Raw genomic sequence first — 18,754 nt, 5'->3', positions numbered from 1 at the left:
CACTTTGATAATGCCTTTAAGAGTTCAGTTTTGGACTGCTTAAGAATCCCCGCGTCTTCAGCGCGGGGAGTATCAATATAGTCCAACTTCCGCAAAATTGCTCACCGCCCCAGGAGGGAAGTTTGGGATCCGGCGACGATCCGGTGGGTACGGCGGGAATCTGTGGCGGATAAAAATTGGCGATCGCCCCTTCAATCCCCTGCTGGGGGCGGATTTGACCTTGCATTTCCTTGAAACCCGTTAGATAATTTGGGAGTCAAAAGCAACCAGTGTATTATTCCCTCTCCCACTCATCGCCGCTATTTCTGATTTGGAGTCAGCAGAATCATGCGAAAACTTGTCAGTCTTTTTTCTTTAACCTTACTGTTACAAACCTTCCCAAATATCCTACAGGCGCAAACGCCCGTCAATCCCATTCAACAAGCGCTCGATGCGGGATTGATGAGTAACTATCCCGACGGACAATTTCATCCCGAAAGGAAAGTGATGCGCGCCGAACTCGCCGCCATTGTGGTGAAAACCTTTCAACTAGAAAAGCGAGACACCCAACAAAACCCCCCAGTTGCCATTACCGATGTTCCCCCCTCCCATTGGGCCTACAACGATATCGCGATCGTCCTCGAAACCGGCATTATGAGTGGATATCGCGACGGCATGTTTTATCCCGATCGCCCCGTAACTCGCGCCGAAGGATTTGCCATTTTTGCCCAAGCATTTGGCGTATTGCTATTCGATGAAGCAGATGTTTCCAGTATTTTATCCCAATACCCCGATGCGGCTGAAATTCCCGATTGGGCCAGACAAGCAATGGCTACCGCCCTCTTTGAAGGATTGGTCAATGTCAGACCAAACAACTCCCTTTCTCCCTTAGAACCCATGACAAGAGCCGATATCGCTTACAGTTTAAGTCGCTATTTAGCCAAACAAGAAAACCCCGGCACAATCCCCGACCTACCCATGTAATTTGTCATTGGTCATTGGTCATTTGTCATTGGTCATTTGTCCTTGGTCATTTGTCATTTGTTCTTTGTCCTTTGTCCAATTACTAATGACCTGTTACTACATGACAATTGACCAGTGACCAGTGACCAGTGACCAGTGACCAGTGACCAGTGACTAATGACCAGTGACCAATGACCAATGACCAGTGACCAATGACTAATCGCCGAATTGTTGGATTAACCGGAGGAATTGCCACCGGGAAAAGTACCGTGTCTAACTATCTGAAAAAGCGGCATAAAATTTCAGTATTCGATGCTGATGTTTACGCGCGCCAAGCGGTAGAAAAGGGGTCGGAGATATTAAAGCGGATTGCAGAACGCTACGGCGGGGAAATGCTGCAGGAGGATGGAACTCTAAAGCGAAAAAAGCTGGGAGAAATTATCTTTAAAAATCCGGAAGAAAAGCAGTGGCTAGAGGAACAGATTCACCCTTACGTGCGCGATCGCCTGGAGGAAGATGCCCACAATACAGACGACGCGATCGTGGTACTGGATGTCCCGCTGTTATTTGAAGCCAACATGACCGATTTAGCCACAGAAATTTGGGTAGTGTACTGCACCCCGCAACAGCAGCGATCGCGACTGATGCAACGAGACGCCCTCAGCGCCGAACAAGCGCAAGCGCGCATCCACAGTCAAATGTCCATCGAGACCAAACGCGATCGGGCCGATGTGGTGCTCGATAACTCCGCCACCCGAGAGCAGCTCATCCAGCAGATAGATGCAGCCGTGACAACTTTCGGCGATAATAAGCAGATGTAGCGTTTCCCCAGAAAAAGCGCAAGGCGTTAAATTTGTCTTGAAAATGCAAGCAACCACATCCAGTAGCACTCCCGCCGAAAAAAACACCTACGGACCCATTGTCTGGATTAAAAAACTGATTGCAATTCTTGCAGTCATTAACTTACTTTTAGGACTGTTCAACCTCAGCTATATTCCCGCAAGAGATTTTTACTTGCGACACTTTCCCAGTTTGGTGGTGGTGTACGACCCCATCAAAGGCATCGAACCGCATCCCGACACGGAAAGATACTTAAAAACCGCCGATAAATTAACTGCCGAACTGCATCAGCCGCAAAACGAACTCACCGCGCCCAAAGTGGAGGATTTACTCACTTCCTTAAGCATTCAAAGTCAGACCATGTTGGATGAAAACCCCTTTATGGCTTCTGGCAAATTCGGCACCTTCGCGAAAGTTCAACGGCGGATGCAGCAACACATAGGCAGTGAATATGCGCGAGAAGCCTTTCAAACCTTTTGGAGTTCCGAATATTTATTTGCCACAGATTGGGAAAGCGAACTGGAATTTTTTAACAGTCAAATTGCCCCATTAATTTCCACCAATTATTTTCGTTTAGTAGACGACTACGGCCAATTTGTGGATGAATTTTGGCGGCTTGATATTTTCTTTATTTGCTTGTTCGGGGTAGAATTTCTCGTGCGAACCTTTTTCCGCTATCGCCGCAATCCGGATTTAAACTGGTTTGATGCCATGTTGAGACGGTGGTACGATATATTTTTATTTCTTCCTTTTTGGCGGTGGTTGCGCGTTCTGCCCGTCACCGTGCGCCTGCAACAAAGTGGGTTAGTTAATTTTAAGAGAATATTGGTGCAAATGACCCACGAACCCGCCGCCAACTTAGCCGATCGCCTGTCTCAATTTGTCATGGTGCGCGTCATCAATCAAGCCCAAGAATCCATCGCCGAAGGTGAGGTAGCAGAATCCCTATTATATCCGAGTTCTTCTTATATAGAAGTCAACCCAGTTAATGAAGTGGAGGTGATTAGCGATCGCCTGCTCGAATTAACCATCTATAAAGTTTTGCCAAACATTCAACCCGAACTCGAAGCATTACTTCATTATAGCATTCAAGGAGCCTTTAAAGACTCCAGTTTTTATCAACGCCTGCAACAAATTCCCGGCGTGGGACATCTTCCCGCCGAAGTCCTCGAACAACTCGCCAGCAATCTCGCCGATACCACCGTCAGCGTTTTGGCCTCCTCCTACGCCGATGTGAAAGGACGAGAACTCTTCGATAGCCTCACCGAACAATTTAATGCCGCATTTCGGCAAGCCTTGCGTGATAAAGAAACCCTAGAAGAGCTCGAAGCCCTCCTTGGAGATTTGCTAGAAGAAGTGAAATTAAACTACGTGGTCAAAACCACCCAAACCGACCCAGAAGCCACCCTAGAAGAAGTTCAGAAACTCGACGAAGAGGCGGAAAACAACTCCATTTATTCAGAAGTTAGAAAGAAAAACGAAGCCTAGAAAAAAATCATGCTCGTAGAGACGCTTCGGAATCGCGTCTCTACCGCATTCCCACCAATTTCCAGGCAGAATAACTAACCTAATGGCTTACTGAAAATTAAATGCGAGAAATTATCAATTTTCAAGTCTTCATTTTCAGGAATTTTTTAGGCCGATTCGCCGCCGACCACCACATTGCGAATTCGCAGACTCGGACCGCCACAGCCCACGGGCAAACCATTTTGTCCGCCTTTCCCGCAACCGCCGGATTCATCCCAATAAAAGTCATCGCCGATCGCTTCGATATCCGCCAAGGTACTAAACACATTGCCCGAGAGAGTGACATCGCGTACCGGTTCGGCTAATTCACCATTTTTAATCATCCAAGCTTCGCCGGCGCTAAAGGTAAACATTTCGCCATTAGTCATTCCGCCGAGCCAATTGCGAGCGTAAACCCCGTCTTTAATCCCGGAAAATAACTCGTTCACCGGCGTTTTACCGCGCTCGATCCAAGTATTGGTCATTCGCACCAGGGGGGGATAGTGGTAATTGAGACAGCGAGCATTGCCGGTGGGTTGTTCGCCGAGTTTGCCCGCCGTTTCGCGCGAGTGTAGGCGTCCCACCAGTACCCCATCTTGAATTAACTGAGTGGTGGTAGCGGGGGTACCTTCATCGTCATATTGGTAGCTACCGCGATGCCCTTGGGGCGAAGCACCATCATAGATTTGCAGTTCTGGCGGACCGAAACGGCGGCCCAGACTCATCACTTCAAGCACATCGGGATTTTCATAGGCCATATCTGCTTCCGAGAGATGCCCAAAGGCTTCGTGAACGAACAGACCGGTGAGAATGGGGTCAATCACCACCGTGTAGGTGTTGCCTTTCACGGGAGGAAGGGAGAGGGCATCCACAGCTCTTTGTGCCGCCCCACGCACTTGAGCATCGAGATAGGTTAAATCTTCATACGCTTTGCGCGAACCAGTGGTTTCCCGACCGGTTTGTACGGTTTCGCCGTTGCGGGCGGTAGCAGCAAATCGCATTTCCATATCCACCCAAGACTGTTCCAGGATGGTACCTTCGGAGGTAAACAGGAGGATGCGCTGGGCGCTGTCGCTGTAGCGAACCGAAGTAGTAGTGATGCGGTTATCCACACTGCGGAGGATTTCAGTGTAGCGATCGCATAATGCTTTTTTGTGGGATAAAGGAACCTGTCGGGGGTCAGTGCCGGCGAGGGCTAACTGGGAAATGGCTTGTATGGGCGTAATCGGGGCGAGGAGGGTTTCTTCATTCCCCACTAATCGCGCCGCCGCGATCGCTTCTTCGATCCGTTCGGCAAGTCCCGAGAGCTGGTTAAAGCTGGCAAAGCCCCAGCCGCCTTTATAACACGCCCGTACCTGTCCCCCAATCGAAACCCCTTCGCTGAGGGTTTCGATCTTGTCCGCACGCAAAAAGATATCCGTCCCTTCCGCTTCTTCCAAGCGAATGGCGAGATAGTCCACCCGGGCACAATAGCGTGCAATCAGGTCAGACAGTAGGTTTTTGGCATCCGCAAGCAATTGAGACATGTTTTGGCAAACCTTTCCAATGCAACTGCTTTTATTGTGCATCAGAGATGGAGTTTAGGGATTCAATTTTGCCCGAGACCATGACAAGAGTGCCGATTCATGCCCCATCCCCTGCGACCAGAAGCGATCGCCGAACCGCTAGGCATTGGATCTGGGTACAATTAGCGGAGATTGCGACTTGTTTGTTCGGTTCTACGAATTTATTGATTTCCCATCTCCCGATAGGCTAGAAATAGAGTTATAACCCGGCATTAGAAGCGTCAAGGGTTAAACGAGAATTTTCTATTTTTGCCTTGTGGATTGATTATTGAAAATTATATCATTCACCGTTCGCCCAGAGATTAAAGGGGGTATATTTTAATGTACAATTGGCTATTACCAACGATTAGTGAGGTTTTGACCCAATGCTCGCCGCAGAATAGCCGGTGCCAGAGTCAGGCAAACCGGGACAATGAGGTAGGGCAAGACGCAGGGAATGACAAGCGCCACCGTAGGGAGATTTGGCACAAACAGGTGCGAGCCGATCGCCACTGGTATGGCGCGATCGCGGCATTGAATGAGTTGCTGGTGGGAGAAATCAACGGCTTGGTGGTCTGCGGTCCGGTGCCGATGTTGAGTCAGCCCGGATTGCTAGAGAATTTTTCCACTTGGACATTGAGCGCGCCGCAACAGCGGGGCGGATGGTTGCCTTCGCAATTGTTGCCCACCTCGGGCGAGTGTAGCGCCACCTCAGCACCCACCGTTTTGCCGTTAATGTCTGGAGACCCCTTAGCCGAGGAACAATTTTGTTTGGTACTCACTTCTGGGTTTAGTCTGGCGATGGTGAATGGATCCGACGCTTCCGGAGAGCCGGCGTTTCAGTTTTCCTTCGATCCGCAGGCGATTCATCTGGTGTGGCAAGCCTTGCGATCGCGCGTATTGCCCCTGAAGGATAAGGGAGCAATTGCTGCCTTGGATCGGGATTTCGAGCAGTTTGCACCCCGCGAGCCCCATTACCAAACCGTCTGTGATTTTACGCGACAACTGCTCGATCGCCTGCCAGAACCCTGGCACCTGGAAGACCCCCTGGTGGATGCGCCGAAATTCCACCAACCCGCTACAACTGAGGTATCCAGCATCATTCACCCCTTGCCTCAACATGCCAATCCCCGGGCATGGTCTGCAGGCGCGATGGATATTCTGGTCACCACCGAAAACGAGACTTCTGTGGCCACAATTCGCCCGCACCTGAAGTGCAATGAAAACCGAGGTGATGTCATAGAAATCCCGGGGAAAGACGCGGGTCAAAATCGCCAAACCGAGACAGCCAGCACTTCATCAGTGCATGGTACTAGAACCCCGTTAAACGAACGACTAGACGAACTGCGAAGTTCCAACCAGAAAGGAGTTAGAAATCAATCTCCCGCCTTAGATGTGGAATTGTTGCAAGCGATCGCCCATGAAGTCCGCACCCCATTAGCCACCATTCGCACCCTGACCAAACTATTACTCAAACGGCGCAATTTAGATGCAGATGTCATCAAACGTTTAGAAGCCATCGATCGCGAATGTAGCGAGCAAATCGATCGCTTTGGGTTGATTTTCCGCGCCGTAGAATTAGAAACCGCCAGCGATGCGAAAAAGCCGGTGCATCTAACATCTACCTCCTTGACCCAGGTGTTTAATAGCTGCATTCCCCGGTGGCAAAAACAAGCCACCCGACGCAACCTGACCCTCGATGCGATCGTCCCGCCCAAAATGCCGCCAGTGGTCAGCGATCCGTCCCTGCTCGATCGCGTTTTAACCGGGGCGATCGAAAACTTTACCTCCACCTTACCCGCCGGAAGTAACGTGCGAGTCGAGGTAGTGCTTGCCGGTCATCAGTTGAAAGTAGAACTGCACTCCAAACAGCCCGGAGTTTTCACCCCCGCCCAGACCACTTCCACCCAGCAGACCTTGAAATCCATCGGTCAGATGTTGATGTTTCAGCCAGAAACCGGCAATTTGAGTCTAAATCTGAGTGTCACCAAAAATCTGTTCCAAGCGATCGGAGGCAAACTCATCGTCCGCAACCGACCCCAACAAGGTCAAGTATTGACCATTTTTCTACCGTTAGAACTGCGGGGAGAAACCAGCAAAAGTGGGTGAAATAGCAAGGGTAACGTTAATCCTGGAAAGTTTTGTAGAGACGCGACATGTCGCGTCTTTACAATTTCCGAAAAAAGCGTTACAATTAAAGTTTAACCGTTCGGTAATCGCATAGATTGCGTTAGAGATGACGCATCCAAGCTAAATCTGTCATTGTCTCTGTTGGGGAAACCTAGAAAAAAGTTAATGATGACTCACCGCTATTAGAACGGCGATCGACTGTCCCCTTTACCGTTTGTTTCACTCCTCATCTTCCGGCCATAGCGGGTCAGTATCTTCATAAATAGGCAAGAGAACTTTAAAGATAGAACCGCGACCGACGCGACTTTTAACTGCGATCGAACCGCCACTGTGCAGGAGCAATTGTTGCACCACAGTCAACCCCAATCCCGCACCTTCCATATCTTCATTAATTGCTTGCCGTCCGCGATAAAATGCCTCAAATATTTTTGGAATTTCCGACGCCGGAACACCCACCCCGGTATCGCGAACGTCAAGTTGTACGTAATCGCCTTGTTGTTTAGCGCGCACCCAAACTTCACCCCCGGCGGGAGTGAATTTAATCGCATTATGCAGCAGCTCGATCAGAATTTTTTTCAGCCATTCCGTAGCACCCAAAACCGGCGGCAGATTACTGCGAAGGGTGTAGGCGAGTACCAGACCTTTTTCTTGCGCTAAGGGTTGATAAGTAGTGACGATACCCGGAACCAAATCCCCGAGATGAATTTCCTGCATGCGAGTCAGGTCGATTTCGCTTTGCAGGCGCACCAGTTCTAAAAACCCATCGATCAGGGAATTTTGCCGCTGGCAAGACTGATGCAATAAAGCACTATAGCGTGCCCGTTGGGCGGGTTTGAGTTTGGGGGAGTCGAGCAAACTGAGTGCGGTTTTCATGTTGGTTAAAGGCATCCGCAACTCCTGACCGATTTTGTTGAGGAATTCGTCTTTAAAGCGCAGGGTATCGAGCAATTCTTCGTTTTGGTGTTGCAAAAGTTCGAGTTCTTCGTCTCGAGCCTCATTATGCAACTGTTGCTCTTGGTGTTGAATTTGTTTGCTCAACAAATGGCCCAACAGCACCGGATCTGGAGGCGGTACCTTCACCGAACCAAACCGCGCATCCCAGGTATCGAGCAGACTCTCGCAAATTGTCCCCCCCTGAGTGGCGATCGCCTCCGACTCGTTATCGGACTGGAAGCGAAGACAACGACCCAAACTCACCGCTGGTTTGAGTCCATCGAGGACTAATTGAATCGTCTGGGGGTCGAAAGAATAGAGGGACAGCAGGGGGCGCTTGCGGTGCGACGCCCGTGGGTAATGCTCTTCATCCCCTTCCTCCGGAAACACCGATCGCGGTTGATGCGCCAGAATCATGGCGCAAAATTTAGCCGATAGCACCAACAGAAAATATTCCTGTTGTAGTTTGCTGTGCGCCGCTAGCTGAATTTCGCATACCGGGGAGGGAGTTTTTGCCGGCACCAAAAATTCCCCCTCATCGCTAATCAGGGAATTATCTTCAATTCCACAGAGGGATTTCTCGGGTTTCTGACGTTCTTCTCGCTGACGTCTGTTTTTCTGCCTGCGAGTTCGGGTAATGTCTCTCGATGCCGGGGGTTCGTCTGGACTAACTCGGTGACGGTAAGGAGGCCCTGAGATTTGTTCGGGATGCGATCGCTCCAAATCACCGGGGGTCGAAAATTCCGCTTCCGTCTCCGGACCCGACTTAAAAATGTAAAGCGGGTCAGAACTTCCCACCCATTCGCGATAGCGTTCGATTTGCGCGGGCCACTCCCACCATTGCGGGAGTCTGATCCATAGGGTAGCCGGAATCTTTTGCTCGATGAGCAAGTCCATGAGCGCACCGATGCTGCCCTTGAGTGTGTCCTGAGACACTTGTAAAGGGTGCGGTGGCGCGATCGCGCTGAGGGCGCAATCATAGAGAGACACATCCTGAGTTGTTGATGGATTCATCACTTAAGACTCTTTCATACAAGAGGACACTCCGATGTGTACCCTGATGGCTGTGCCAACTGGCAAATGACTTGCGGGTTCCCCAACTCGGGTTTTCCTATTCTGGTTCTGCCAGCCTAGTAGATCCCACCAGTGTAACGCGATCGCCTTCAGTCCCGCCTGTAGGAAAGCGAGTACAGACAGCATGGATCGGTAGCTAGAGTGCCCCATTTTGAGGAACCCCTTCGGCTTTTTCCCTCGGCGTGGGAAATGCGGGGAAAATTTTTGCCGCAGAAGGATTACTTTAATTTTATCGTTTCGGGAATTGGATTGGAGATTCATCATTTGACCGACGCGCAACCGATAGGGGGCGGGAAAATGCTTTGCCCCCTACGGGGGATGTTTTAACCTAAATTAGCGAGACGTTCTGCGAGGGCGGCGAGGGCTTGTTCTCGGTCGTCAAAGTGGATTTTTTCCGTCCCGAGAATTTGATAGTCTTCGTGTCCTTTGCCGGCAATTACCACGCCATCTCCCGGTTGCGCTTCCAGAATTGCCGTGCGAATGGCTTCGGCGCGATCGCTGATGACTTGCGGATTTGTCCCTTCCGGAATTCCCTGCAAAATATCTTGCAAAATTTGCTCCGGGTCTTCGGTACGCGGATTGTCCGAGGTGACGATGGCTTTATCGGCCAATTCGGCGGCAATTTTCCCCATGATCGGGCGCTTAGTGCGGTCGCGATCGCCCCCACAGCCAAATACGCAAATTAACTGATTTTTGACGAAAGGTCGCGTCGCTTGTAGCACGTTGGCCAAACTATCCGGGGTATGGGCGTAATCCACGATCGCGCTAATATCTTGCTTTGGATCGGCGATCGCCCGCTCCATCCGGCCCGGTACGCCGGGAAATTCGGGCAATCCGGCCACAATCTGGGACAATTCTATCCCGAAATGCAGGGCCGCACCCACCGCCGCAAGCATGTTTGCCAAATTGTATTGTCCGACTAAGGGTAAGGAAAATTCTGCCTCTCCCATCGGGGCGTGCAAGATGCCTTTCACGCCGGCAGATTCATAGGTGATATCAGAGGTCCACAAATCGGCGCTGGAATTGCTGGTGCTGTAACTCCAGAGGCGATCGGCATTTAACTGCTCGATTAATCGCTTGCCATACTCATCGTCGAGATTAATCACCGCCCGCCCTTTTAAATACTCCGGGCTAAACAGCAGCGCCTTTGCCTGGAAGTAATCTTCCATATCCCGGTGAAAATCTAAATGGTCCTGGGTTAAATTGGTAAAAATCCCCACCTCAAAGGGCAGTCCCAGCACCCGTCTCTGGGCTAAAGAGTGGGAACTGACTTCCATTACCCCATGTTTGCACCCCGCTTTTACTGCTGCGGCTAATTGGGCGTTGAGTTCTACGGAAAATGGCGTGGTATGGGTTGCCACTCGTTCGTATCCGGGCCAGCGGGCGTATAGGGTGCCAAACAAGGCGGTGGGCCGTTGGGCGCGGTTGAGCAAAAATTCCACTAAATGGGTGGTGGTGGTTTTGCCGTTGGTGCCGGTGACGCCCACTAAATCGAGCTGTTTGGCCGGTTCGCCGTAAAAAGTCTGAGCTACTGCGGCACAAGCTTGGGTCATATCGGCAACGGGAATTACCACGGAATTGGCCGGTTGCTGCGGATGCTGTTTTTCCGCCGCTTCGGGAGTGACTAACGCCGCCACTGCCCCTGCAGCGATCGCCGAAGGCCAAAAGTCCCCCCCGTCTACCCGGGTCCCGGGCATCCCAATAAATAAATCCCCAGGTTTGCACCCATGAGAATTGGTACTCAAACCCGTTACTTCCATGTCTAGGGCGTCTTCCCTGGGCATCTGTAACGGTTTCGCAACGCTGGCTAATAATTCTCTGAGCTTCATCTGTCGATTCCTCTGTTCACAATAGGGGTGGTTGATTTGGGCGATCGGGCTTGATGTGGTTGGTTAACAAGGCTCTAAACCCTCTTTCCGGAGGATTTCGCGCCAGTTGGTTCCACCTCTCCTTGCCTTTCGCTTTGGGATTTAATTCGCCTATTGTGAAGCATTTTTTGGATAATATTTTTGTAGCATTTGCTTCACCTGCTCCACTGAGGCACGCGGCGAGGGTCGCGGAAGCTTCTCTTCTTTCTCTCCCTCCAGATCCCCTGCACCCCCAGTCCCCCCTCGACACAGCACCGGCACTTCATACTGATACGCCATCCACCACTCTTCCTTGGTGGTGATGTCTCTGAGTTCTAACTCGAAGTCCAACTCTTCAATCTGTTCGAGCTTCTCTCGCAATCCCTCGCATAAGTGGCACCCCGGTTTCCCGTACAAAATTAATCGCATGGTTGGGTTTTCTCAATCTCAGCAATGCTATCTTATCGCGAAAGTTCCCCCCCGGCTTTCTACAGCGCTTCCCCTATCTGACCCTATTCTGCGGACTTGGATGCAAGCGGGTGAAAGCTCAACTACTCTCCGGGCCAGTTGAGCCATAACCGGGGCGGAATCACCCGGGACAAATGATGACAACAAATACTTTATTCTATCGGCATGCAAAAATGACATGTATTCGCTTAAAGCAAATTGTCGATTCGCTTGAGATGCTTGAAATCGAAGAACTAGAACTGAGCGATCGCCGGATTCAAATGTAGCTAGGGAATCGAGAAGAAACTGCCAAGCGCTCGGCGTTTCATAAGGCGCTACTCGATGCGGGTTAAGTCAGGTAAATTAAGCATCCTACTACAGATGAGGCGAACGCTGAAATAAACCTGATTTGGGTGGAGGTTCAGCCGATTTATGAAACCATCATTTAGGAACGACGGTATAGAGGTATTGGCAGTCAAATGAAAATCACTTAGACCTTTATTTGCTTAATGTAAAAAAACACTTTACAATCGCCAGGTTTCAAATAAATTAAAAATTAAATATTGTGCTTGGGGGACGGTGCTACCTAATAGTAAACCTATTTCGTAACTAATATCGTAAGCCCAGTCTCTAAAAGATTGTTTTGATTTTATGTAATATTTTTTTATAATCATTAATATCTTCTATTTTTTGCAGTAAGCGATGTTTTAATAATTGATGAGTGGACATTGCATCTTCTACTTCAGAAGAGTAAAATTGATATCCACAAGAACAGTAAAATTTGCTATTGAGAATCTGCCATTGCTCTCCGCATAGTTCACATTTTACCTGTTTTTTATAAGGCTCCACTAGAATTTCCCCATTTAACAAACAGTTTCTATGATTGGTTGTGCCCCATTGTTTACCACAACTGGGACATTTAGGAAAAAACAAGGCCATCCATTCACTCATCATTCGTTAACAAATTATAATCTTTTTAGTCTGGCAATTTGAAAAACACAATTTAAAACCGATTTCAATACGTTAAAAAGCAATAAATATTGGCTGATTTGCTAAGCGTAACTTCCTCATAACTGATGAATATAAATATTAATTCTATCCCGAAATGCAATTTTAATAGCAGTTTAAAAAAGAATTTTTATTGAATATAAAAATCGCCTGTGAAATTATTTACTTGCTTTTAAAACAGTAAAAATACCTTTTGATTTACAGCAATTTTTGCAAATTATTCTGAATTCATACTAAGCACTTGTGCCAAATAATTTGCAGGATTCCGTTGCCCTCGTTCCCAGGGTTCACCCTGGGAACAGCTCTCCCGAGGATTCAATTCCCCCCCCAGTAAATATGTACAATAATTTGCGTACTAGCTTAGCAGCCATTGCTGAAATTTTTGCCGCTTGAGGCGGTGGAGGGATTTCGCTTTAGAGTTAAGTGTCCCTTTTTCTACGCCCTGTCTTATACCCACTTTCCCAGCCTGATTTTACGCCGTCTACTATTTCTGAAGTAGTTCCAATCACTACGCCGACAGTATAACCAAAAATGGCGGCAATTGATTTGAATAAGTCGGCAATAAAGTCTCGAAAGTCTTTTTCTGATTTGTCTAAAATACTCAGTTCATACTCGTCCATTTCGGCGAGTTTTTGATTCATTCTTTCTCGAAGCCTCGCTCGGATTTTCTCTGCAGTATCCGGAGGAATATGATTTCGATCGGGAACGTATGTCATTGTTTGACCTCAGTAATACAATACAGTCGATCGTGCTTGAATCGTGACTTACAGTCCTTTTTGCCGTAACCATGCTAAAAATGCCCTTCGATCTGTAGCAAATTTAGCATATTCGTCAGGAGGCATATTAGCAAGCATATCTGAAATTTTTTCAGGTTGAGGCTGTTGATGGATTGCTCTTTGTGGTCTTTTTTCTGGGGGCAGTAGCTGAGGATCGACTAATTCCCGAAAATCAGCTAATGCTTTACGAGAGGCAACGACCCATTTTCTTTTCCTAGGTACAGCATCCATCATGGCATTAAAGAGTTGAGGTAAGTTGTAGCGGCGATAAGCAGAATAGCCTACGATTCTTCCTTTCCAATGAGGTAAGACTTCCCGAATTCTTTTGTTAACATCTTTGACTCTTCCGTGGATGTTTTTTTCCTGTTGCTCGCTGGGTAAATTAGCACTATCAATCCAATCGGTTGCACCAGGATAAACTAAATCCACCTTATTTAACGCGATTACCATCCGTTCCAAAAGTTGAGGATGAATAGCTTGCAATTCCGTTTGCAAATATTGCTGGACAGATGCGATCGCCCGATTCTGTGCATCTAAAATCCACAAAGCAACATCCACATCTTTCAGCACTTCTTCATAAAGTTTAATATGTTCTCTCTGTTTTAATTGACTCTCGCCCAATCCAGGCATATCATAAGCAACTAAGCCTCCTTTAACCCCGTCTACTTGACTGCAAAAAACCTCCACTCCTTTCACCGTTTGCGTGCAAGCTTCGATATGACTGACTTCTAATCCTGCATTAAATAGTGCATTAAGCGTAGAGGATTTTCCCACTCCACATTCACCAATAAATGCGAAACGAGGAGGGGGCTCATTGTCTACCCCGGCTTCAACTTGCTGAGAGATTTTCTCAAAGTCCTCCTCTGACATTTTTCGATCGCCTCTAATGTCTCTGGCTAACCCCGCGAGCAAATCCCGTAACTCATGCATAATGTTTTTCCCTTTAACTTAAATCTCCTCCTATCCTAAATTCCCTGTCTGAATCGGGCAACATAAAAAAACCGATTTTATCGGTAGTTTTGTAACGGAATGTTAAGGAAAGACCAGAAAAAACCTGATTTTGTCGATCGCTGTTAAGCTATAATGGCTACAACCCTTACCCCACCTAAGCTCTATGACGATCGCAGAAGTGTTACAGGTTGTGGATCGGTTAGTGGCGAAGCAAACCGGTAAACACCTCAACGACTTGGAAAAAGCTGTAGTTCAAGGTCTGTGGCAAGGTCAAACTTACAATAACATTGCTGAGGAATTTGGATACGATAAAAACTATATCGGCGATGTTAGTCGCAAGTTATGTAAGGTCTTATCGCAAGGATTAGATGAAAAGGTAACCAAATCTAATTTTTGCTGGACAATTGAGAGAGCAATAAATTCTCAATTTTTTGGATTGGTCAATGGTAATGTTAGTCTGTGTAACCCTCCTCCTCAACCCGATAAGCGGGAATCTGTGAGGGATGACAATCAACCGCCTCAAAACGCTGCAATTCACGATTTAATCCTCGCCCCAAAAATCAGGAATTGCTGCGATCGCACCACTGAGTTGCAAACGCTTTCCCATTGGTTAATTCATCAAAAGACTCGTCTCATTTCAGTGGTCGGAACCCCGGGAATTGGTAAAACCACTCTTGTCAAACAGTGGATTGACCTGAATCTGCAACATTTTAATGTAGTCGTCTGGAAAAACATCAAACTCTCTCCCTCTTTAGATAGCATTATCGCTGATGTTTTAATCCTAACTCATACCGAAACCATTTTATCGGCCACCCACTTAACTCAACTCTTTGCTATTTTCCGCCAGCAAAAATGCTTGCTAATCCTGGATGATGTGCAAGAATTATTTATGAATGGGGAATTGGCAGGGCAATACAAATCAACTTATAAAAACTACCAAACCCTTTTTGAAAAAATGACAGAAATTGAGCATCAAAGCAGTTTAATCTTAATCGCTCAAGAGCAATGCCAAGAAATGAGAGTTGGGGTGGATGACGAGGGCGTTCCAGTGCAAATGCTAGAAGTCAAAGGCTTGAAAAGCTCCCGGATTCTCAGCAATCGGGGATTAAAAGATAAGCGGAGTTGGCCAACCTTGATAAAAATTTATGAAGGAAATCCGGTTTACTTACAAGATGTGGCCAGTGCGATCGCCGATATATTTTCGGGGAAAGTATCGGATTTTTTGGCGGAGAACACTCTGCTTTTAACCGCTGACATGAAAGGCAGATTCAATGAGACATTTGCTCGATTGTCACCGATAGAGCAACAGATTATTTGCCAAATAGCCCACTCGGATTGTCCCCTTTCCAGGGAAGAGTTAAGAGAAAGATTAGAGATGCCGCTGATGGATATGATTAATGGACTGCAATCTTTAACCAGGCGTCATTTACTCAAACGCATAGAAGGGGAAAAGAGTTTGTTCGATTGTTCTCAGTTGATTCGCGAATATATTAGAATTTGCGACAAAAATTAAGGGGTTCATTAGTCATTAGTCATTGGTTCTTTGTCATTAGTCATTGGTCATTTGTCCTCTTACCACATGACCTGTTACCACATGACCTGTTACCACATAACCAATGACCAAAAACATGATAAAATAAACGCGATCGCCTAGCACAGAAAACGGTTTATAGAAATTTCCCTAACCCCCCAAACAGCAAGAATTTATTCGCGCCACCATCAACCGTGGCAGATATGCTTCGGAAGAAGAAGTGGTGGCGGCGGCGCTACAGTTGCTCGAAGCGCGCGAAACTCTTTATCGGGAAAAATTAGCGGAGTTACAGGAGAAAATCACTGCGGAAATCGAATCACTCGATCGCGGGGAAGGCATTGATGGAGAAACAGTTTTTGCCGAACTTGAGGCGGAAAGTCAGCGCCTTGAAGCTCAAATGACACAAGCTTCGGAAGCCGTAAAATGAGTCGATATATTATTTCCCCCCAAGCAAGACTGGACTTGCGAGAGATTAACCAGTACGTGATGGGCAATAATCCCGCTGCAGCAAGGCGACTCCGGGAGAAGATGAAACAGCAATGTCAACGACTGGCAGACTTTCCCAAGATGGGACGCCGATGGGAGCAACTCAATCCGCCGTTACGGAGTTTCCCGGTGGACAATTACCTAATTTTATCGAGAAATCCCGGATGGGATAGAGGTGGTGCGGGTGGTGAGTGGATATCGGGATTGGCGGGGTATTTTCCAGTGGGAGGATGAGGAATAAGCATTGTTACTTAAGAAAGTTTGCCTGTGGTTCCCGGGAATTCGCTGCGATCGCGGATGTAACGGAAACAAGGCTCCATCTGCCTTGGGAACTGTCTGGGAGGAGTCTGGAAAAATCTTTAAAAATCTTAATACAAATTCTCATCAATTCATTTTAAGGTAACGAAGTAGTGGGTATTTTTTTGGCCTTATCCAGAAGCGGATAGGGTCGGCGTACATCTGAAAGTGGGTAAGTAAAACAGCGAATGAGTAGCAATTTAGCAACAAAACTGCGTGAGGGCACCAAAAAGTCCCATACAATGGCAGAAAACGTCGGTTTTATCAAGTGCTTCTTAAAAGGAACCGTCGAGAAAAACTCTTACCGGAAGCTGGTGGGCAACCTCTACTTCGTCTATTCGGCGATGGAAGAGGAGATGGAACGCCACCGGAATCATCCGATCCTGTCGAAAATTTACTATCCCGAACTGAACCGCAAGGCGAGTTTAGAGCAAGATTTAGCCTACTACTACGGCAATAATTGGCAGGAGGAAGTGGCTCCAACTCCGGCAGGTGAAGCTTACGTGCAGCGGATCCGGGAAGTGTCGGAAACTGCACCGGAACTGCTGGTGGGGCACTCCTACACCCGCTACCTGGGTGACTTGTCGGGGGGTCAAATCCTCAAAGGCATCGCCCAACGGGGGATGAATTTAACCGATGGAGGCACTGCCTTCTACGAGTTCAAGGATATTGCCGACGAAAAGGCATTTAAAGCCAAGTATCGTCAGGCAATGGATGAGTTGCCCATCGATGATGCCACTGCCGATCGCATTGTGCAGGAAGCCAATGATGCGTTCGGGTTGAACATGAAGATGTTCATGGAACTCGAAGGCAGCTTGATTAAAGCGATCGGTCAGATGCTCTTTAATACTCTGACCCGCCGCCGCACTCGCGGTAGCACCGAATTGGCAACCGCCGAATAAACTCGATCCAGGGCTCAGGTATCAGCCATCGGCTATTTGCTTTCTTTGATTATTGTGGATAGTCGATGGTGGATACCTGAGTTTGGCGATCGCCTATCCGAAGGAGTAATGCTTGCGAACCTCGCTGCGAATCTTCCAGGTGCAAGACATTCCCGCCGGAAACGTCACCAAATCCCCTTTCCCCATTTCTACCGCTTCGCCACCTTCTGGCGTGACCACCACATCGCCGGCTAAGAAATAACAAGTTTCCGATTCGTCATAGGTCCAGGGAAATTCCGAAGCTGACTTCGACCAAATGGGCCAATTATAAACCCCTAAAGCTTCCAGGCGTTCCGCACTGGGTTGACGTTCGATCTGAATGGACGTCACTTGTTCGGTTGCCATTCTGCCTCCTATGTTGTCGTTCGTGGGTGGTGATTTTTCAGCTATCTTATCATCTGCTTGCGCCACAAACAAAGGGGTACGACATTGCCGTACCCCTGTAGGAAACAAACGGGCGATCGCAGCTTCACAAACCTGTGACTATTGCGAAAAACTCGCTTGCTGTTGTTTGTCTAGATATTGACTCAAAGCAAACGCCATATCGGTGCGCGTCATGGGATTTAACGGGAGGATTTGCAAATAAACATCCGTATTTACAAATCCTTCTTGCAATGCAGTGGCGATCGCTTTTTTGGCCCAGTCTGGAACTTCTCCCGCATCAGGATATTGTCCTAAAATTTCGGCCACCGTATCCTCGGAAAACTGAAACACGCCATATGCTTGTGCGAAAATCGCAAATCCTTCCGCACGATTGACTTTTTGGTGGGGGAAAAACATTCCTTCGCGATAACCGCTCATTACCCCGGTTTTCAGCACCAGTTGAATGGCAGAATAATCGCTGCGATCGCGACTGACATCTTTCACTTCAATGTCTTCTTTCGCCGCTGTATTTCGCTTCTCTAATTTGAAAGTTTTGGCTAAAATGCTCGCCAGTTCTGCCCGAGTCACAATCGCTTCCGGATGAAAATCGCCATCGGATTTATTACTCATCAGACCTGCATTCAGAACTCGTTCGATGGTTTTGGAGATAGCTTGAGCTTGCGTCATAGTTGGGGGAAAGGATAGAAAAACGTTGAATCGAACCGCGATTGCCCCTCGCCATCCCAGGGAAGAGAGGCGATCGCAGATATCGATTAGGAAATACGGCGAACTCCTCCACCTCTCCGGAGTTATCCTTTTTCAGGTAAAAATTTTTTCTCCCATCCTAGGCGCGAGGGGATTGCTCACTTATTCCCCTGTCGGATGGGTAATGCCCATCGTAACGATAGCGTTTCTCAGATTGATGCGATCGGCAGCGGTTTCTGTCATTCCAGGGCAAGCACCTCTACAACCGTGGCGATTTTACAACAGTTATGCCGTTCCTGCAGTGGAGGGTAGGACTGGCGGGAAAAAACTATTCCGGTTAGCGGTACAGTTTTTTTACCGATAGGGCGCTGGTGGCCAAAAAAACTATTCCGGTTAGCGGTACAGTTTTTTTCCATCCCTACAGTGGAGAGTT

The 18,754-nt window shown here is 48.0% G+C and carries 19 protein-coding genes; 8 read left to right on the top strand and 11 right to left on the bottom strand.

Annotation, left to right across the window (positions count from 1 at the left end; all coding sequences use genetic code 11):
- Positions 1–16: 16 nt before the first annotated feature.
- Entirely contained in the window at positions 17–226 is a 210-nt protein-coding gene (locus AC0QH1_RS26400; protein WP_324634437.1) for a hypothetical protein, read from the bottom strand.
- Positions 227–327: 101 nt separating this feature from the next.
- On the opposite strand from AC0QH1_RS26400, the gene AC0QH1_RS26395 reads away from it, so the two are divergent.
- The 3 genes from AC0QH1_RS26395 (at position 328) to AC0QH1_RS26385 (ending at position 3,270) form a co-directional block, all read left to right on the top strand.
- Entirely contained in the window at positions 328–963 is a 636-nt protein-coding gene (locus tag AC0QH1_RS26395) for an S-layer homology domain-containing protein (protein ID WP_324634436.1), read from the top strand.
- Between the two features lie 191 nt (positions 964–1,154).
- On the top strand, positions 1,155–1,763 hold the full coding sequence (gene coaE / locus AC0QH1_RS26390) for a dephospho-CoA kinase (protein ID WP_324634435.1): 609 nt from the start codon (positions 1,155–1,157) through the stop codon (positions 1,761–1,763).
- A 43-nt stretch (positions 1,764–1,806) separates the two neighbouring features.
- Positions 1,807–3,270, top strand: a complete 1,464-nt coding sequence (locus AC0QH1_RS26385) for a hypothetical protein (protein WP_324634434.1) — start codon at positions 1,807–1,809, stop codon at positions 3,268–3,270.
- A 146-nt stretch (positions 3,271–3,416) separates the two neighbouring features.
- Here the strand turns inward: AC0QH1_RS26385 and AC0QH1_RS26380 are convergent, their stop codons facing one another.
- On the bottom strand, positions 3,417–4,814 hold the full coding sequence (locus tag AC0QH1_RS26380; protein ID WP_324634433.1) for a TldD/PmbA family protein: 1,398 nt from the start codon (positions 4,812–4,814) through the stop codon (positions 3,417–3,419).
- A gap of 360 nt (positions 4,815–5,174) precedes the next feature.
- Between AC0QH1_RS26380 and AC0QH1_RS26375 the strand changes: the two genes are divergently transcribed.
- Positions 5,175–6,941 carry a sensor histidine kinase gene (locus AC0QH1_RS26375; protein WP_324634432.1) on the top strand — a complete coding sequence of 589 codons (1,767 nt, stop codon included), beginning with the start codon at positions 5,175–5,177 and terminating at the stop codon, positions 6,939–6,941.
- A gap of 240 nt (positions 6,942–7,181) precedes the next feature.
- On the opposite strand, the gene AC0QH1_RS26370 is transcribed toward AC0QH1_RS26375, so the two are convergent.
- The 6 genes from AC0QH1_RS26370 to AC0QH1_RS26345 all read right to left on the bottom strand — a co-directional run bounded on the left by AC0QH1_RS26370 (position 7,182) and on the right by AC0QH1_RS26345 (position 13,917).
- Complete coding sequence (locus tag AC0QH1_RS26370; RefSeq protein ID WP_324634431.1) at positions 7,182–8,909, bottom strand: DICT sensory domain-containing protein; 1,728 nt, start codon at positions 8,907–8,909, stop codon at positions 7,182–7,184.
- Between the two features lie 383 nt (positions 8,910–9,292).
- Positions 9,293–10,798, bottom strand: coding sequence for a UDP-N-acetylmuramoyl-L-alanyl-D-glutamate--2,6-diaminopimelate ligase (locus AC0QH1_RS26365; RefSeq protein ID WP_324634430.1), 1,506 nt, complete (start codon positions 10,796–10,798; stop codon positions 9,293–9,295).
- A 150-nt stretch (positions 10,799–10,948) separates the two neighbouring features.
- On the bottom strand, positions 10,949–11,245 hold the full coding sequence (locus AC0QH1_RS26360; protein ID WP_324634429.1) for a glutaredoxin family protein: 297 nt from the start codon (positions 11,243–11,245) through the stop codon (positions 10,949–10,951).
- A 648-nt stretch (positions 11,246–11,893) separates the two neighbouring features.
- Entirely contained in the window at positions 11,894–12,217 is a 324-nt protein-coding gene (locus tag AC0QH1_RS26355) for a hypothetical protein (RefSeq protein ID WP_324634428.1), read from the bottom strand.
- Positions 12,218–12,690: 473 nt separating this feature from the next.
- Positions 12,691–12,987 (bottom strand): hypothetical protein, encoded by a 297-nt coding sequence (locus AC0QH1_RS26350; RefSeq protein WP_324634427.1) that lies wholly within the window; start codon positions 12,985–12,987, stop codon positions 12,691–12,693.
- 48 nt (positions 12,988–13,035) lie between these two features.
- Positions 13,036–13,917 carry a GTPase family protein gene (locus AC0QH1_RS26345; RefSeq protein WP_324634426.1) on the bottom strand — a complete coding sequence of 294 codons (882 nt, stop codon included), beginning with the start codon at positions 13,915–13,917 and terminating at the stop codon, positions 13,036–13,038.
- Positions 13,918–14,161: 244 nt separating this feature from the next.
- Between AC0QH1_RS26345 and AC0QH1_RS26340 the strand changes: the two genes are divergently transcribed.
- From AC0QH1_RS26340 to AC0QH1_RS26325, 4 genes are all read left to right on the top strand, one after another.
- Positions 14,162–15,511: a helix-turn-helix domain-containing protein gene (locus AC0QH1_RS26340; protein WP_324634425.1), complete on the top strand. Its 1,350-nt coding sequence runs from the start codon at positions 14,162–14,164 to the stop codon at positions 15,509–15,511.
- A 193-nt stretch (positions 15,512–15,704) separates the two neighbouring features.
- Positions 15,705–15,956 carry a ribbon-helix-helix domain-containing protein gene (locus tag AC0QH1_RS26335; protein WP_324634438.1) on the top strand — a complete coding sequence of 84 codons (252 nt, stop codon included), beginning with the start codon at positions 15,705–15,707 and terminating at the stop codon, positions 15,954–15,956.
- Positions 15,953–16,249, top strand: coding sequence for a type II toxin-antitoxin system RelE/ParE family toxin (locus AC0QH1_RS26330; protein WP_324634424.1), 297 nt, complete (start codon positions 15,953–15,955; stop codon positions 16,247–16,249). The genes AC0QH1_RS26335 and AC0QH1_RS26330 overlap by 4 nt, the downstream gene beginning before the upstream one ends.
- Before the next feature lie 251 nt (positions 16,250–16,500).
- The gene (locus AC0QH1_RS26325) at positions 16,501–17,214 is read left to right on the top strand and encodes a biliverdin-producing heme oxygenase (protein WP_324634423.1); all 714 of its coding nucleotides are present in this window, start codon (positions 16,501–16,503) and stop codon (positions 17,212–17,214) included.
- Positions 17,215–17,307: 93 nt separating this feature from the next.
- On the opposite strand, the gene AC0QH1_RS26320 is transcribed toward AC0QH1_RS26325, so the two are convergent.
- The 3 genes from AC0QH1_RS26320 to AC0QH1_RS26310 all read right to left on the bottom strand — a co-directional run.
- Positions 17,308–17,598: a cupin domain-containing protein gene (locus AC0QH1_RS26320; RefSeq protein ID WP_324634422.1), complete on the bottom strand. Its 291-nt coding sequence runs from the start codon at positions 17,596–17,598 to the stop codon at positions 17,308–17,310.
- A gap of 138 nt (positions 17,599–17,736) precedes the next feature.
- Entirely contained in the window at positions 17,737–18,303 is a 567-nt protein-coding gene (locus tag AC0QH1_RS26315) for an S-layer homology domain-containing protein (protein ID WP_324634421.1), read from the bottom strand.
- A gap of 257 nt (positions 18,304–18,560) precedes the next feature.
- The coding region (locus AC0QH1_RS26310; RefSeq protein ID WP_324634420.1) for a hypothetical protein at positions 18,561–18,754 on the bottom strand (194 nt) is incomplete at its 5' end.

The sequence above is a fragment of the Phormidium sp. CCY1219 genome (genome assembly GCF_055795085.1).
The sequence above is the reverse complement of the archived record's forward strand: the minus strand, read 5'-3'. Positions and strand labels throughout refer to the sequence as shown.